Genomic DNA, 16,241 nt, shown 5'->3' with positions numbered 1-16,241 from the left:
CAAAAAGCGCTGCCGCGCCCGTCACATAACTATCATGCAAGCTGAATATCAGTCCCGCATCGCTGTACACCAACAAGGAGAACTTCAGTGATTACGAATTTTCGCCGCATGCTCTCGCTGTCGACCGCCATGGTCGTCGCATCCACCTCACTCGCATTCGCTGAGCCGAGCGCCGAACTGATCGAAGCTGCCAAGAAGGAAGGCATGCTGACCACGATCGCCCTGCCCCACGACTGGTGCGGCTACGGTGCGGTCATCGACGGCTTTAAGAAGACGTATCCGGAAATCACCGTCAACGAACTGAACCCGGATGCCGGCTCGGCCGACGAAGTCGAAGCCGTCAAGGCCAACAAGGACAACAAGGGCCCGCAGGCTCCGGACGTCGTTGACGTCGGTCTCGCCTTCGGCCCGCAGATGAAGGCCGAAGGCCTGCTGCAGCCGTACAAGGTCTCGACCTGGGACGAAATTCCGGACACCATCAAGGACGCCGAAGGCTTCTGGTACGGCGACTATTACGGCGTCATGTCGATGATCGTGAACAAGGATCTCGTCAAGGAAACCCCGAAGAACTGGGCTGACCTGCTGAAGGCCGACTATGCCGGCCAGGTCGCTCTCGCCGGCGATCCGCGCGCTTCGAACCAGGCCATCCTCGGCGTTCTCGCCGCTGGTCTCGCTTCCGGCGCCAAGGCTGGTACCGAAGCCGGAGAAGCCGGCCTGAAGTACTTCGCCGAACTCAACAAGGCCGGCAACTTCGTGCCCGTCATCGGCAAGTCCGGCACGCTCGCCCAGGGCTCGACCCCGATCGTCGTCGCCTGGGACTACAACGCCCTGTCCTGGAAGGACACGCTGGCCGGCAACCCGCCGGTTGACGTCATCGTTCCGGAATCGGGCGTTCTCGCTGGCGTCTACGTTCAGGGCATCTCGGCCTACGCGCCGCACCCGAACGCCGCCAAGCTGTGGATGGAGTACCTCTATTCCGACGAAGGCCAGACCGCATGGCTCGCCGGCTACTGCCACCCGGCCCGCTTCAACGCAATGTCGAAGGCCGGCAAGATCCCGCAGGCCCTGCTCGACAAGCTGCCGCCGGCCGCTTCCTACGAGAAGGCCTACTTCCCGACCCTGGAAGAAGTCGACGCCAACAAGGCTGCCGTCACCGGCGGTTGGGACAAGGTCGTCGGCGCCAACGTACAGTAATTAAACGCTGTGAAATGCCGCCCCGGTCTTGAGGCCGGGGCGGCTTTTCTCTTCAATAGAAGCCGCGCATGAAGCGCGGACGGGGGACAATTCGATGGCGTCTGACAGCACGGCCGTATCACACACCACGCGCCCGACAAGGCGGCTGCCGCTCCAATGGGTCGGCATTGCGCCTTTCGCGGCCTTTGCGTTGCTTTTCCTGATCCTCCCGACGATGAAGATCGTCGTCGGCGCGTTCCAGACCCCGGATGGCAGCTTCACGCTCGAGAACATTCAAGGCCTGTTCACGCCCTCCATTCTCGCCGCCTACTGGATCTCGATCAAGATCAGCCTGTCTTCTGCGCTGCTCGGCTGCCTGATCGGCTTCGGCATGGCGACCGCCGTCATTCTCGGCGGGCTGCCGCTGTGGATCCGCGGTCCGCTGCTGACCTTTTCCGGCGTCGCCTCCAATTTCGCCGGCGTGCCGCTCGCCTTCGCCTTCCTGGCGACGCTTGGGCCCATGGGCCTGGTGACCGTCTTCCTGCGCACGCAGATCGGCATCGACCTGCGCTCGCTCGGCTTCAACCTTCTGTCCTTCTGGGGGCTGACGCTCACCTATCTGTTCTTCCAGATCCCGCTGATGGTGCTGATCATCACCCCGGCCATCGACGGCCTGAAGCGCGAATGGAAGGAAGCAGCCTCGATCCTCGGCGCCACCAACCTGCAATATTGGCGCATGGTGGCCTTCCCGATCCTCCTGCCCTCCATCCTCGGCACACTTGCGCTTCTGTTCGCAAATGCGTTCGGCGCTGTCGCAACGGCGATCGCGCTCACCGGCTCGTCGCTGAATATTGTGCCGATCCTGCTCTTCGCCCAGATCCGCGGCGACGTGCTCGGAAACCCGCACCTCGGATATGCGCTGGCCTTCGGCATGATCGTGGTCACCGGTGTTGCCAATGCGATCTATATCTGGCTGCGCGCCCGCAGCGAAAGGTGGTTGAAATGAAGAAGCTCTGGGCCTGGGGGGCCTTGGCATTCGGCCTCCTCTATTTCCTCCTGCCGCTCATCGGCATGACCAATTTCTCGCTGAAGATGCGGCGCGGCGAATACTCCTTCGACGCCTATGCCAAGGTGCTCGGCGATCCCCAGTTCCAGCAGACCTTCACCTATTCGGTGACGATGGCGCTGGTGACCATCCTCTTCGGCGTCATCCTGGTGGTTCCGACCGCCTACTGGGTCCGCCTGCGCCTGCCGGGCCTGCGCCCCTATATCGAGTTCGTCACGCTGCTGCCGCTGGTCATTCCGGCGATCGTCATCGTCTTCGGCTATATCCGCCTCTACAACACCTCGAGCTGGCTGCCGCTGACCGGATCGCTGATGGGCACCAACCTGCTGCTGATGTTCGGCTATGCGACCCTGTCCCTGCCCTACATGTACCGGGCCGTCGATACCGGCCTGTCGTCGATCGACGTGCGCACCCTGACCGAAGCCGCCCAGAGTCTCGGCGCCGGCTGGACCCGCATTCTCTTCCGCATCATCCTGCCGAACGTGCTGATCGCCGTCCTGTCGGGCGCCTTCCTGACCTTCGCCATCGTCATCGGCGAATTCACCATGGCGGCGCTGCTGAACCGGCCGGCCTTCGGCCCCTACATGCAGCTGCTCGGCGCCAACCGCGCCTATGAACCGGCCGCCCTGGCGGTCATCGCCTTCGGCATTACCTGGGGCTGCCTCGGGCTGATCCAGCTCGTCTCGCGCTTCCAGAAAACCACGCAACGCCCGGCCTGAGGATCACATCCCATGACATTCCTGACCCTGACCAACATTCAGAAGTCCTTCGGCCCGGTCAAAGTCGTCCATGACTTCAACATGGCGATCCACAAGGGAGAATTTGTCTCCTTTCTCGGGCCGTCGGGCTGCGGCAAGACGACGATCCTGCGCATGGTGGCGGGTTTCGAGACCCCGACCGGCGGCGCGATTGTCATCGATGGCCGCGACCAGTCCAGCCTGAAGCCGAACCAGCGCAATATCGGCATGGTGTTCCAGGCCTATGCGCTGTTTCCCAACATGAACGTCTTCGACAATGTCGCCTTCGGCCTCAAGATCCACGGCATGCCCAAGCCCGACATCGAGAAGCGCGTGAAGGAAATGCTGGCGCTGATCAATCTCGATCATCTCGCCGAACGCTATCCCTACCAGCTGTCGGGTGGCCAGCAGCAGCGCGTGGCGCTGGCCCGGGCGCTCGCACCGAAGCCACAGGTCCTGCTGCTCGACGAGCCGCTCTCGGCGCTGGACGCCAAGATCCGCGTGTCGCTGCGCGAGGAAATCCGCCAGATCCAGCGGCAGCTCGGCATCACCACGATCTTCGTCACCCATGACCAGGAAGAGGCCCTGTCGATCTCCGACCGGGTCGTCGTGATGAATGCCGGCCGCGCCGACCAGATCGGCACGCCCTTCGAGATCTACAACAAGCCGTCGACCCGCTTCGTCGCCTCCTTCGTCGGCACGCTGAACCTGATCGAGGCGAAGGTCGTCAATCCGCAGGACAGCACCGTCGCCATCGGCGACCTGACGATCGCCATCAAGGAGAAGATCGACGCCCCGGCGGGCAGCACGGTCCAGCTCGCCATGCGTCCGGAAGCGGGCTCGATCATGGACGGCGCCAAGGGCGACACGACGCTGCGTGGCGAGGTCGTATCCAGCCATTTCCTCGGTTCGGTCATTCGCACACGCATCAATGTCGCCGGCAACATCGTCTCCTTCGACATGTTCAACGATCCGAGCATTGCGCCGCCGTCGCTTGGCGACACAGTGGCGCTCAAGATCGATTCCGCCGATCTGCTGATCCTGCAGGCGTGACGTGGCGCGTCCTCACCGGACGCGCCACCCCTCTTGCGACCCCATTGCGCTCGACCTGGCAGCGTGGATTTTGCACGCCTGAACTGCTCCCGGGCATTCCATTTTCTTTACAAAATCATGGAACCATAGGCGGAAGCAAACAGAAGCGTGAGGATCCTGCGCATGTGGAAGCACGACAGAGATGATCTGCCGGTGGCTCCGCCCCGATTCATGGACGAGTTCATGCGGCTCAAGCGCGGCTCGGTGAACCGCCGACATTTCCTCGGGGTCACCGGGCTCGGCCTAGCCGCAGCCGTGATGGGCGCGGGCGGGAGGCCGTCTTGGCGCGAGGCGAGAGCGCAGGCGATCGGCGGCCATGTCTGCCTCAACTCCTGGCCGAACTACCATGATCCGGCGACCTTCGAGGCCTTCACCGCGGCAACCGGAACGACCGTAGATCTCACCGTCACCAACTCCAACGAGGAGATGCTGAAGAAGCTGCGCACCGGCGTGGCGGACTGGGATCTCTTCGTCCCGACCAATTACACGATTTCCACCTATGTCGAACTCGGACTGATCGACGAACTGGCGCTCGAGCGCCTCAGCCATTACAGCGCGGCCGGCCAGAATCCGCTCTTCACCGGGGCCGGCCAGATTTCCGGCCGCACCTATGCCGTGCCGAAGAACTGGGGCACGACCGGGATCGCGACCAATACCGATGAGCTCGGGACGAAGATTGCAAGCTGGGCCGATTTCTTCGCCGTCGCGATGACCGAGGCCAGCGGCCGAACCGTGATACACGACTACCAGTTGACGACGATCGGCTGCGCGCTGGTTTCGCTCGGCTATTCGTTCAATTCGGTCGAGCCTGCCGAACTCGCGGCGGCAGAAAAGCTGCTGCTCGCGGTCAAGCCGCACCTGCTGGCGATCAACAGCGACTACCAGCCCGCCATGCGCGCCGGCGATGCCTGGCTCGCCATGTGCTGGGCCAATGACGGCCAGCAATTGCACCGCGACATGCCGGAGATCGCGTTCGCACTGGGCAAGGACGGAGGCGAGATCTGGACGGACTACTTCGCCATCCCGACCGCCGCGCGGAACAAGGCGGCCGCCTACGCCCTGCTCGACTTCCTGATGGACCCGCAGATCGCTGTGAAGGAACACCTCGCCAACGGTGCGGCGACCACCGACAGCCGCGTGCTGGAACTCCTGCCGCAAGAAGTCCGGACGAACACCATCATCTATCCGGACCAGGCAGCCCTTACCGAGCTGGAGTTCGGAGCCGCCGTGACGCTGACCGATCCCGGCCGGGCAGAGCTGATGGCACGGTTCAAGGCCGCTTGACGGGCGCTGTCGGGATCAATGCCGTTTCCCCGTTTTCCGAATTGGCGTCGCAAGCTGCCGTAATCGCGCCGTGCTGGCATTGGAAGAACTGAACGTGCCGGCCCATGGCTTCATCGGCGCCTGCCGGCGCGAAGAGGTTTTGCGATTCAGCATCAAAGCCTTGCAGCCGGCGCTTGAATCAATTCGCCAACGACCTGACTCAGCCTCTGAACAGCCTGAATCGATACATCAGGCGCGCCAGATCACGACCAGGTCAAGGCCAATGGCCCCGAACCCGACGACCGCCCAGGATCCCCCATCTGTTCCATCGCGGGAGCGCGCTTTCGGAAGTGCCGCCCGACGGCCTCACACGCTCGCCCCCTTGGCCGCACGGTGTCCGCACCGAATAGCCGCTGATCCACCCGGCCACCGAAGCTTGACAGGTTTGACGTCCACCTGTACCAATCGGTAAACTCCGTCACGAAAGGTACAGACAGATGCAAGCCTTCCTCCGCCGCCATCAACCGCCCGTTGCTGCAAGCCGCTGGCTCCTCTCAGGCATCGGCGGTCTCATCGCCATCGCCCTGGCCGGGGCGCTGAGCCACTATGCCGGCACGCCGTTCCTGATGGCGCCCTTCGGTGCGACCTGCGTATTGATCTTCTCCGCGGCGGCCAGTCCTTTCTCCCAGCCAGCGAATGTCATTGGCGGCCATCTGGTCTCGACGCTGATCGGCCTCGTTCTTCGCGCCGCCCTGCCCAATGAATGGTGGGCGGTCGCGCTGGCCGTCGGGCTGTCGATCGCCGCCATGTCGGCGCTGAGGATCACCCATCCGCCGGCAGGTGCCGATCCGATCGTCGTCTTCGCCGCCGACCCGGGCTTCGAATACCTGCTCTTCCCCGTGCTGTCCGGATCGCTGTGCCTCGTTGCTGTCGGCGCGCTGTTCCACCGCGCCACCCGCACGCCCTATCCGCTGAAGGCTGGTTGACCATGGCCCGTCTCGTCGCCGAACGCCACGACGTCATTCCGCAGCTTGCCGAGATCTTCCGCGAGCAGGGTTACGAAGGAACGAGCCTGAAGATCATCACGGAGCGGACCGGGCTCGGAAAGGGAAGCCTCTACCACTTCTTTCCCGGCGGCAAGCAGGAGATGGCGGAGGCAGTGCTCGACGATGTCGACGGCTGGTTCCGCACGCATATCTTCGCACCGCTGCGCGAGACGAAGGATGCGAACGCGGCGATCGAGGCGATGTTCGCCAGCGTCGAGACCTATTTCCGCTCCGGTCAGAGGGCCTGCCTGATGGGCGTAATCGCCTCGAGCGGGGCGATGGACATCTTTGCTGAACGTGTCCAGGACTATTTCGCCGGCTGGAAACGGGACCTCGCCGCCACGTTGGCGCGTGCCGGATTTGCCGGAGACGAGGCGAGCGCCCTCGCCGAAGAAGTCCTGGCCGGCATCCAGGGCGGGCTGATCCTTGCCCGCGGACTGGAGGACACGCAGGCCTTCACGCGTGTCCTGGCACGCCTGAAAGCCCGCTGCCGGCCGCCCCTGCGGCGATAGTGGCGACGATCACGCCGCCTCTTCGCCGGGAACCGCCGGCACGTAGTTGAGCACCGGCCCGAGCCAACGCTCGATCTCCCGGATCGTCATGCCCTTGCGCGCCGCATAGTCTTCCACCTGATCGCGCTCGACCTTGGCCACGCCGAAATAATAGCTGTCCGGGTGGCCGATATAGAGGCCGGACACCGACGAGCCGGGCCACATCGCATAGCTCTCGGTGAGCTTCACGCCGGTCGCCTTCTCCGCGTCGAGCAATGCAAACAGCGTGGTCTTCTCGGTGTGGTCGGGTTGGGCCGGATAGCCGGGCGCCGGGCGGATGCCGGCATAGGCTTCGGCGGCCAGTTCGTCCGGCGTGAAGGCTTCATCGGGTGCATAGCCCCAGAATTCGCGCCGCACGCGCTCGTGCATACGCTCGGCGAAGGCCTCGGCGAAGCGGTCGGCCAGCGCCTTCACGAGGATCGAGGAATAGTCGTCATTGGCCCGCTCGAAACGTTCGGCAATGGCGATCTCCTCGAAGCCGGCCGTGACGACGAAGCCGCCGACATAGTCGGCAACGCCGCTCGCTTCCGGCGCGACGAAGTCGGACAGCGCCACGTTGGGCCGTCCGTCGCGCTTTGACAGCTGCTGGCGCAGCGTGAAGAGCGTCGCGAGCTCCTCGCCCCGGCCTTCGTCGGCATAGAGCCGAATGTCGTCGCCCACCGCATTGGCCGGCCAAAAGCCGACCACCGCCCGCGGCCGGAACCATTTCTCAGCGATGATCTTGGACAGCATGGCCTGCGCATCGGCAAACAGTTGACGTGCCGCCTCGCCCTGCTTCTCGTCCTCGAGGATCGCCGGATAGCGGCCTTTCAGCTCCCAGGTCTGGAAGAACGGCGTCCAGTCGATGTAGTGGGCGAGCTCTTCCAGATTATAGTCGTCGAAGACCTTGGTCCCAAGGAATCGCGGCTTGGCCGGCTTGTAGCTCGACCAGTCGAGCTTCACGGCGTTCTCCCGGGCCCTCGCCAATGGCAGGCGCTGCTTTTCCGCTTCGGCGCGGGCATGGGCCTCGGCCACTTTGGCATATTCGGCACGAATGCCGTCGCTGTAGGCCTGCCTGGTGTCCGGCGACAGCAGCGCCGAGACGACGCCGACGGCGCGGCTGGCATCGGTCACATAGACCGCCTGCCCTGCCTTGTACTGCGGCGCCACCTTGACGGCCGTGTGCACGCGGCTGGTGGTCGCCCCGCCGATCAGCAGTGGGATAGAAAAGCCCTGCCGCTCCATTTCCGCCGCGACATGCACCATCTCGTCGAGCGACGGCGTGATCAGGCCCGACAGCCCGATGATGTCGACCTTCTGCTCGCGCGCCACCTCGAAAATCTTCGTCGCTGGCACCATGACGCCGAGGTCGATGATCTCGTAATTGTTGCAGGCGAGCACGACGCCGACGATGTTCTTGCCGATGTCATGCACGTCGCCCTTGACGGTGGCCATCAGCACCTTCCCGGCGGCCTCGCGCTCGCCGGTCCCGCCATTGGCGCGCTTTTCCTCTTCCATATAGGGCAGCAGAACCGCCACCGCCTGCTTCATCACGCGGGCGGACTTCACCACCTGCGGCAGGAACATCTTGCCGGCGCCGAAGAGGTCGCCGACCACGTTCATGCCGGCCATCAGCGGACCTTCGATGACATGCAGCGGACGATCGGCCTTGAGCCGCGCCTCCTCCGTGTCGGCCTCGATGAACTCGGTGATGCCGTTGACCAGGGCGTGCTCCAGCCGCTTCTCGACGGGAAGATCGCGCCAGCTCATGTCCTGGGTTCGGGCCTGTTTCTCGCCGGTGCCGCGATAGCGCTCGGCGATTTCCAGCAGCCGCTCGGTGCCGTCGGCGCGGCGGTTGAGCACCACGTCCTCGCAGGCCTCGCGCAGTTCCGCGTCGATGCTTTCGTATACCGCCAGCTGTCCGGCATTGACGATGCCCATGTCCATGCCCGCCTGGATGGCGTGGTAGAGGAAGACGGCATGCATCGCCTCGCGCACCGGCTCGTTGCCGCGGAAGGAGAAGGAGAGGTTGGAAACGCCCCCGGAAATATGCACCAGCGGCATCTTCTGGCGGATCGTGCGGGCCGCCTCGATGAAGTCGACGCCGTAATTGTTGTGCTCCTCGATCCCGGTCGCGACGGCAAAGACGTTCGGGTCGAAGATGATGTCTTCCGGGGCAAAGCCGGCCTGTTCCGTCAGCAGCTTGTAGGCCCGCTCGCAGATCTCGACCTTGCGTTCATAGGTGTCGGCCTGGCCCTGCTCGTCGAAGGCCATGACGACGACGGCGGCTCCGTAGTTGCGGACCAGTTTCGCCTGCGCGATGAAGGCTGCCTCACCCTCCTTCATCGAGATCGAGTTGACGATCGCCTTGCCCTGCACGCATTTGAGCCCCGCCTCGATGATCGGGAACTTGGATGAATCGATCATCACCGGCACGCGGGCGATGTCCGGCTCGGCGGCGATCAGATTGAGGAACTCGACCATCGCCTTTTCCGAGTCGATCAGGCCTTCGTCCATGTTGATGTCGATGATCTGCGCGCCGTTCTCCACCTGGTCGCGGGCGACAACGAGGGCTGCCGAATAGTCGCCGGCGGTGATCAGCTTGCGGAACTTGGCCGAGCCGGTGACATTGGTGCGCTCGCCGACATTGACGAAGGGAATGTCCTTGGTCAGCACGAAGGGCTCGAGGCCCGAAAGCGCCATGAACGGCCGGTGTTCGGCCGGGCGGCGCGGCGCCTTGCCGGCAACCGCCTCGGCGATCGCCCGGATATGCTCCGGCGTCGAGCCGCAGCAACCGCCGACCACGTTGACCAGTCCCTCCTCGGCAAAGCCTGAAATCTGGCGCGCCATGTCCTGCGGGCTTTCGTCATACTGGCCGAATTCATTGGGCAGACCGGCATTCGGATAGGCGCAGATGAAGGTGTCGGCAACGCCCGACAGTTCCTGCAGATGCGGCCGCATGGCATCGGCGCCGAGCGCGCAGTTCAGCCCGATGGTGAACGGGTTGGCGTGGCGCACCGAATACCAGAAGGCCGACGGCGTCTGGCCCGACAGCGTGCGGCCGGAGAGATCGGTGATCGTGCCGGAGATCATCACCGGCAGGCGCACGCCCTTGGCAAGGAAGCGTTCCTCGCAGGCGAAGATCGCCGCCTTGGCATTCAGCGTGTCGAAGATCGTCTCGATCAGGATGATGTCGGCGCCGCCGTCGATCAGGCCGTCGATCTGCTCCCCATAGGCGATGCGCAGGTCGTCGAAGGAGACGGCGCGGTATCCCGGATTGTTGACGTCCGGCGAAATTGATGCGGTGCGGTTGGTCGGACCGATGGCGCCGGCGACGAAACGGCGCCGGCCATCCTCGCGCTCTGCCCGGATCGCGGCACGGCGGGCGACCAGTGCGCCGTCGCGGTTGAGGTCGTAGACCGCCTCTTCCATCTGGTAGTCGGCCTGGGCGATGCGGGTGGACGAAAACGTGTTGGTCTCGATGATGTCGGCGCCGGCCATCGCATAGCGGAAATGGATTTCCTCGATCGCGTCCGGCTGGCTGAGGATAAGGAGGTCGTTGTTGCCCTGCTGGTGACAGGCGCAGCCAATGAAGCGCTGACCGCGAAAGGCCTCCTCGTTGAGGCCGAGCCCCTGGATCTGTGTGCCCATGGCGCCGTCGAGGATCAGGATCCGTTCGCTGGCCGCTTGTCTGAGCGCGCGCATGACCTCCGCCCCATCCCGCTTCGTGGCTTGCGAACCGAACAGCGTGTCGAGCATAGGCTACCCCTTCCTTACAAAAGACAATACAGCGAAGTCACATAAAGATATGTTTATGTCAACATACGAATGACATTGTCACCTCATTTACCCTTCGCGCCGCCATCGGTGGAGGAGGTCTTCGGGCGCGGTGACAAGCGCGGCTTTTGCCGGTATGGAATTCAAACGATTAGATGCACGATGGGAGGAACGTCATGTCTGCGGTCACCACAACTTCGACCCTGGCAGAAAACTGGACCGGCCGACCCTACCACCGCAAATGGCTGCTGAACCAGGCAAACGGCCTGTTCGGCTTCTTCCAGTATGGCAGTATCAATCCGAAGGGCGGCTTCTTCGACCTCTCCCGCGACGGCAAGCCGCTGAACTCGGACAATCCGGTACGCGGCATCCATGCCAGCGCCCGCATGGTGCATTGTTTCGCCATCGGTGACCTGCTCGGCCGGCCCGGCGCGGCCGACATCGTCGATCACGGCATGCAGTTCCTGTGGAACCGCCATCGCGACGAGACCCATGGCGGCTATTTCTGGCAGGTCGACGACCAAGGCGCAGCCGATGCCTCGAAGCAGGGCTACGGCCATGCCTTCGTCCTTTTGGCTGCCTCCTCCGCCAAGATCGTCGGCCACCCCCTCGCCGACCGCATGCTGGCAGACATCACCGAGATCCTGGAAACCCGCTTCTGGGACGACAAGCACGGCGCGATCGCCGAGGAGTTCTCCGCCGACTGGCAGCCGGCGCCCGGCTATCGCGGCCAGAACTCCAACATGCATCTCACCGAAGCGCTGATGGCCGCCTTCGAGGCGACCGGCGAGTGCCACTATCTCGACAAGGCGACGAGCATCGCCGACCTCCTGATCCGCCGCCGCGCCGCCGAACAGGGTTACCGCGTGCCCGAGCATTTCGACGAAGCCTGGACGCTCGACCGCATCTACTATCACCCGAACGAGATGTTCCGTCCGGCCGGCACCACGCCCGGCCACTGGCTGGAATGGGCCCGTCTGGTGTTGCAGCTCTGGGTACTCGGCGACAAAAAGCACGACTGGATGCCGGAAGCGGCGCGCGGCCTGTTCTTCCAGTCCATGTCGCTCGGCTGGGACAAGGACAGGGGCGGCTTCTTCTATACGCTCGATTGGGAAAACGTCCCCGACAAGAAGATGAAACTCTGGTGGCCACTGTGCGAGGGCGCTGCCGCCGCGCATTTCCTCAACCAGCATCTGCCGAGCGACTTCCACGAGGAAAGCTACCGCAGGATCTGGAGCTTCATCGCCAACAACAGCCTCGACCATGCTTTCGGTGGCTGGCACGAGGAACTGACCGAGGACCTGAAACCCTCCAACTCGCTTTTCCCCGGCAAGGGCGACATCTACCACGCCCTGCAGGCCTGCCTGATCCCGCTCTTTCCGGCCACCGGCAGCCTGACGCGCGTGATCGGCGAAACCGGCGGAGCGCTCTGACCGCCGCCTATTGCTTTGGCGGTTTTCCGTTCGAGCGGAAGGTCGCCGAGAACTCCACGCCTCGCGGCGTCCTGCCCTTGCAGCGGACGGTCACGGGTCCCTTGGCGATGTCGCCATGGCTGCAGGCGCCGCTCGCGGGAGCAGCCATCGGAGCGGTCGCGGAGGTTCCGTCGTTGTAGATGACCCGGTCGAGTGCATAGGTGCTCCGGTCCCCGCCCCTGGCGAAACCTGAGAAGGTCAGCATCCTGTCCTTGGCGAGCAGGAAATAGAAGCCGGTGCGTCCGTCCGCATAGCGCATGATGCCAACCTTAGAGCCGCAGCCCGCGGTGAGGTCGTCCTTGCCGGCAACGACCTCAAGGCATTGTCCTTCGAGCGCCTGGAAGCCGACGAGTGCCGGCCGTTCTGCGGCTGTAGCGAGCACCGGCGACAGAAGGAACGCGAGCGCCAACCCGCCTATCACTGTGGTCTTGCGCATCGACTCTCCCCCTCTCGTTTCGGCTGAAACTGCCTTGGCGCTCCGCGAACTTCAAGGGGTCCCCTGGCGCCTCCGCTATTCCTGCCGCTGCTCGACCAGCGTTCCTTCGCTGATCACGTCGCTCGGGTGCAGTATGACCTGGTCGCCCTCGGCCAGCCCGCCGATCAGTTCCGCCGTCTCGTCGTTCATATGGCCGATCTCGACAGCAACCTGCCTTGCCCGGCCGTCACGGATGGCGAACAGGCTCCACTGCCGGCCGTCGCGGAACAGCGCACTGATCGGCACTTGCGGCGTCTCGTCGCTCTGCCAGAGGGTCAGCCGCGCATAGACCCGGAAACCGTGGCCGAGGCGCGGATCCTTGTCCTCCAGATCGAGCACCAGATTGACCCGCTGCTCCTCGATGCCAAGCGCCGAGACCTTGGTGAAGCCGGCCGGATCGATGCGCCGGACCGTGGCCGAAAGCGCCTTGTCTCCGCCCCAGTCGAAGATCTCCGCCTTGGAGCCGGGGGCGATGCGCACCGCATCCGAGGACAAGAGATCGACCGTCACCTCGAGATCCGCCGGATCGCCGATCTCGGCGATCTTGGTGCCGATCGCCACCGGCTGTTCGCTCCTGGCGAAGACCGACAGGATAACGCCGTCGACCGGTGCGGTCAGGTAGATACAGCAACTGGCCTCGGGCCTGCGGTTGGGATCCTTGGGCGGGATGAGCCGCGCCTCGGCGCTGGCAAGCTCAGCCTTGCGCAACTCGATCGCGGCCTTGGCCGAGCCGATCTGCGCCTCCAGGACCTCGACATCCGTGCTGGCCTTCTGCAACGCGCTCTGGGCCAGGAAATTCGTCTTGGCGAGCGCCTGCGCACGCTGCAGGTTGTCGCGCGAAAACTGCAGGTCCGACTGCAGGCGCTTCAGGTCAATCTCGGCCATCGAGACCGCAGCCCGCGCGGCATCCCGCGCCGCAATCAGTTCGGCCTCGCTGCGGCTGTCGATCAGCGGCGGATCGAGCGGATGGATCGCCGCCACCACGGTAATGCCCGCCTTCACCGCGTCGCCCTCGTCGAGCACGGTGCGGGCGAGATGTCCGGCGATCGGCGACGAAACCGCATAGACTTGCCGCACCCGCGTCACGCCCTCTTGCGAGACGGTGACGCGCATGGGGCCGCGCGTCACCGCGCCGACGTCGACCAGTTGCGGTTTCTCCCTGAGCGCATAGGCAAAGCCGGCAACCATCGCGCCGACCGCCACGACACCGATGACCCGCTTGATCCATTTTCCCTGCATGGGGTTACTCCCTCGATTTCAGAACCGCGATGAGGTCGAGTTCATCGATGCGCCGGCGCACGATCAGCGCCGAAGCCAGCGATGCCCCGAGAACCACGAGGCTCGCAATGGCAAATGTCGATGCGTTGATGAAGAAGGGTATGCGGAACAGATCACTCTCGATCCCCTCCACCACCAGCCTGGCAAAGCCGTAGCCGAGCAGCCAGCCGAGCGGCTGGGCGGCGAGGATGACCACCGCGAGTTCGGTCATCAGCACGCTGGAGACCTCCGCCGGGGTAAAGCCGAGCACGCGCAGGCTCGCCAGCTCGCGCGCCCGCTCCGAGAGCTGGATGCGCGCCGAGTTGTAGATCAGGCCGAAGGCGACGATGACGGCCAGCGTCGTATAGACGATCTGGATCATCACGATGTTCTCCTCGATGGTCGCCCGGAAGCGCTCGCGCGACAGCCCGATCAGCATGACGAAAGCCAGCGCGGGTGTATTCTTGATCTCGGCAAAGAGGGCATCCTTCTCCAGTGCGTCGAGCGAGACGCGCGCGCCGGAAATGCGCCGCCCGTCGCCGACCAGCCGGTGCAGCGCCTCGATATGCATATAGGCGTCGATGCCGACCAGGCTCTGGCTGATGCCGGTCACCGGAACGCTCACCTTTCGGTGGTCGCGTTCGACCAGTTCGACCTCGACGCTGTCGCCGACCCTGACGCCGAGCGCCTCGGCGACGCGCCCGATCAGCAGGATGCCGCTCGGCGGCGGCGGAATGGGCCGCATCTCGGCATCCATGATGCGTCCGAGATCGGTGTCGCTGCCGACGCCGAAGATCGTCAGATCCTTCTCCTTGTTGCGGTTGCGCAGCGTCACCGAAATGGCGCGAAACGGTTCGGCGCGCATCACGCCCGGCAATTGCCGTACGGAATCGAGGGCCGCCATCGGCCTGTCCTGGTCGAAATAGAGGCTCGCATCCTGCCGCTCCATGCGGAAGAAGATCTCGTTGACCATGTAGCCGATGGCATCCGCCGAAAACATCGAAACCACCAGCAGGGCGACGGAAAAGGACACGCCGAGCGAGGTCAGGAACGAGCGGAGCGGTGCCCTGATGATCTGCCTGAAGGCCATGATGGTCAGTTGGGACACGAACTTCGGCCCGCGTCCATGCCCCTTGAACAGCGAGCGGAAGCGCAGCGGCGCAGGCGGCTGCATGGCGACGGCGGCCGGCAGAACAACGACAGCCCAGATCGCCCGGATCGCCCCGGCAAAGGCGGCCGCGACGCAAATCCCCGCGGAGATCGCATAGAGGTCGAAGCTCTCGCGGAAGATCAGGAAGGGGAAGGAGAAGAAGCGCGCATAGAGCTTGGTCATCTCGCGCCCGGTCCAGTTTCCAGCCAGAAAGCCGATCGCCACGCCAATCAGCGCAATGACGATCGTCAGCTTGAGATAGTGCCAGGCCACCTCGGTCTCGCGATAGCCGAGGGCCTTCAACAGGCCGATCTGTTCGCGCTCCAGCGTGATCAGCCTTGTGAGGATCATGTTGACCAGGAAGGCGGCGACAAACAGGAAGATGGGCGGAATGACGGCCGCCATTGCCCTGAGCTCGTCGAGTTCGTTGGCGAGGAAGGTGTCGGAGATCTGGTCTTCGCGCCCATAGGCGCCGCGTCCACCATATTGTTCGAGCAGGTCGTCGATGGCGGCCGTGATGACGTCGAGGTTCGTGCCGCGCAGTGTCGAGAGCACGACATTGTTGAAGGCGTCGCCCATATCGAAAATGCCTTCGAGGGCCTTGCGCGACATGTAGAAAACGCCGAAGCGCCGCGGATCCGGGACCATGTCGCCGGGGCCGATCGTGTAGATATATTCCGGCGACAGAACGATGCCGGTCACGGTCAGCACCTGCTTGCGGCCATTCATCACGGCGGCAAACTGGCTCCCCTCCCGGAGGCGATGCGCCTTGGCGAAGCTGTCGAGCACCGCGGCCTCGTTGGTGCGCCCCGGTTCGGGCAGACGGCCGCTGCGAATATAGAGACGGTTGACGCCCGGCTGGCCGCTGTCCGGCAGGGAGACCGCCACGCCGGTCGCCGGCTCGACCATGCCCTCGATGTCGAGCAGCACATATTTGACGATGCGAAGCTCCAGTCCGCCGATCCCTTCGATCGCGGCAATCCGGTCGCGCAGATGCAGCGGCGCCCGGTTGGCCTCGGCGAAGAGATTGGCAAAGCGGTAGCGTTCGTAGAAGACGTCGCGCGTCCCCTCGAGCGAACGGTAGGAGCCGATGGCGATGATGATCGTCGCAACGCCGCAGGCCATGACCAGCGCTACGGCGAGCACCTGGGCCCAGAGCCTGAGCAGGTCGCGGTAGAGCTTGCGGTCGAGCATCGACATGGC

At 64.2% G+C, this 16,241-nt stretch carries 12 protein-coding genes; 8 read left to right on the top strand and 4 right to left on the bottom strand.

What is annotated here, in order from left to right:
- Positions 1-87: 87 nt before the first annotated feature.
- The 7 genes from AC07Y0_RS05315 to AC07Y0_RS05285 all read left to right on the top strand — a co-directional run bounded on the left by AC07Y0_RS05315 (position 88) and on the right by AC07Y0_RS05285 (position 6,889).
- Positions 88-1,194 carry an ABC transporter substrate-binding protein gene (locus AC07Y0_RS05315; protein ID WP_498675209.1) on the top strand — a complete coding sequence of 369 codons (1,107 nt, stop codon included), beginning with the start codon at positions 88-90 and terminating at the stop codon, positions 1,192-1,194.
- Between the two features lie 94 nt (positions 1,195-1,288).
- The gene (locus AC07Y0_RS05310) at positions 1,289-2,179 is read left to right on the top strand and encodes an ABC transporter permease (protein ID WP_498675208.1); all 891 of its coding nucleotides are present in this window, start codon (positions 1,289-1,291) and stop codon (positions 2,177-2,179) included.
- On the top strand, positions 2,176-2,958 hold the full coding sequence (locus AC07Y0_RS05305; protein ID WP_498675206.1) for an ABC transporter permease: 783 nt from the start codon (positions 2,176-2,178) through the stop codon (positions 2,956-2,958). Before AC07Y0_RS05310 ends, AC07Y0_RS05305 begins: the two co-directional genes overlap by 4 nt.
- A 12-nt stretch (positions 2,959-2,970) precedes the next feature.
- On the top strand, positions 2,971-4,029 hold the full coding sequence (locus AC07Y0_RS05300) for an ABC transporter ATP-binding protein (protein WP_498675205.1): 1,059 nt from the start codon (positions 2,971-2,973) through the stop codon (positions 4,027-4,029).
- 162 nt (positions 4,030-4,191) lie between these two features.
- Positions 4,192-5,352 carry a polyamine ABC transporter substrate-binding protein gene (locus tag AC07Y0_RS05295; protein WP_498675203.1) on the top strand — a complete coding sequence of 387 codons (1,161 nt, stop codon included), beginning with the start codon at positions 4,192-4,194 and terminating at the stop codon, positions 5,350-5,352.
- 476 nt (positions 5,353-5,828) lie between these two features.
- Positions 5,829-6,317 carry an HPP family protein gene (locus AC07Y0_RS05290; RefSeq protein WP_498675201.1) on the top strand — a complete coding sequence of 163 codons (489 nt, stop codon included), beginning with the start codon at positions 5,829-5,831 and terminating at the stop codon, positions 6,315-6,317.
- Positions 6,318-6,319: 2 nt separating this feature from the next.
- On the top strand, positions 6,320-6,889 hold the full coding sequence (locus AC07Y0_RS05285) for a TetR/AcrR family transcriptional regulator (protein ID WP_498675200.1): 570 nt from the start codon (positions 6,320-6,322) through the stop codon (positions 6,887-6,889).
- Positions 6,890-6,898: 9 nt separating this feature from the next.
- On the opposite strand, the gene metH is transcribed toward AC07Y0_RS05285, so the two are convergent.
- The gene (gene metH / locus AC07Y0_RS05280; protein WP_498675199.1) at positions 6,899-10,666 is read right to left on the bottom strand and encodes a methionine synthase; all 3,768 of its coding nucleotides are present in this window, start codon (positions 10,664-10,666) and stop codon (positions 6,899-6,901) included.
- 194 nt (positions 10,667-10,860) lie between these two features.
- Between metH and AC07Y0_RS05275 the strand changes: the two genes are divergently transcribed.
- Complete coding sequence (locus AC07Y0_RS05275) at positions 10,861-12,117, top strand: AGE family epimerase/isomerase (protein ID WP_498675197.1); 1,257 nt, start codon at positions 10,861-10,863, stop codon at positions 12,115-12,117.
- 7 nt (positions 12,118-12,124) lie between these two features.
- Here the strand turns inward: AC07Y0_RS05275 and AC07Y0_RS05270 are convergent, their stop codons facing one another.
- The 3 genes from AC07Y0_RS05270 to AC07Y0_RS05260 form a co-directional block, all read right to left on the bottom strand.
- Positions 12,125-12,592, bottom strand: coding sequence for a hypothetical protein (locus AC07Y0_RS05270; RefSeq protein WP_498675195.1), 468 nt, complete (start codon positions 12,590-12,592; stop codon positions 12,125-12,127).
- Between the two features lie 75 nt (positions 12,593-12,667).
- Positions 12,668-13,870, bottom strand: a complete 1,203-nt coding sequence (locus tag AC07Y0_RS05265; protein WP_498675193.1) for an efflux RND transporter periplasmic adaptor subunit — start codon at positions 13,868-13,870, stop codon at positions 12,668-12,670.
- A gap of 4 nt (positions 13,871-13,874) precedes the next feature.
- The gene (locus AC07Y0_RS05260; RefSeq protein ID WP_498675191.1) at positions 13,875-16,238 is read right to left on the bottom strand and encodes an ABC transporter permease; all 2,364 of its coding nucleotides are present in this window, start codon (positions 16,236-16,238) and stop codon (positions 13,875-13,877) included.
- Between the last annotated feature and the right edge of the window lie 3 nt (positions 16,239-16,241).

It is taken from the genome of Allorhizobium sp. GW101-3B10 (assembly GCF_059424725.1).
This window is presented reverse-complemented; position numbering and strand designations above follow the sequence as displayed.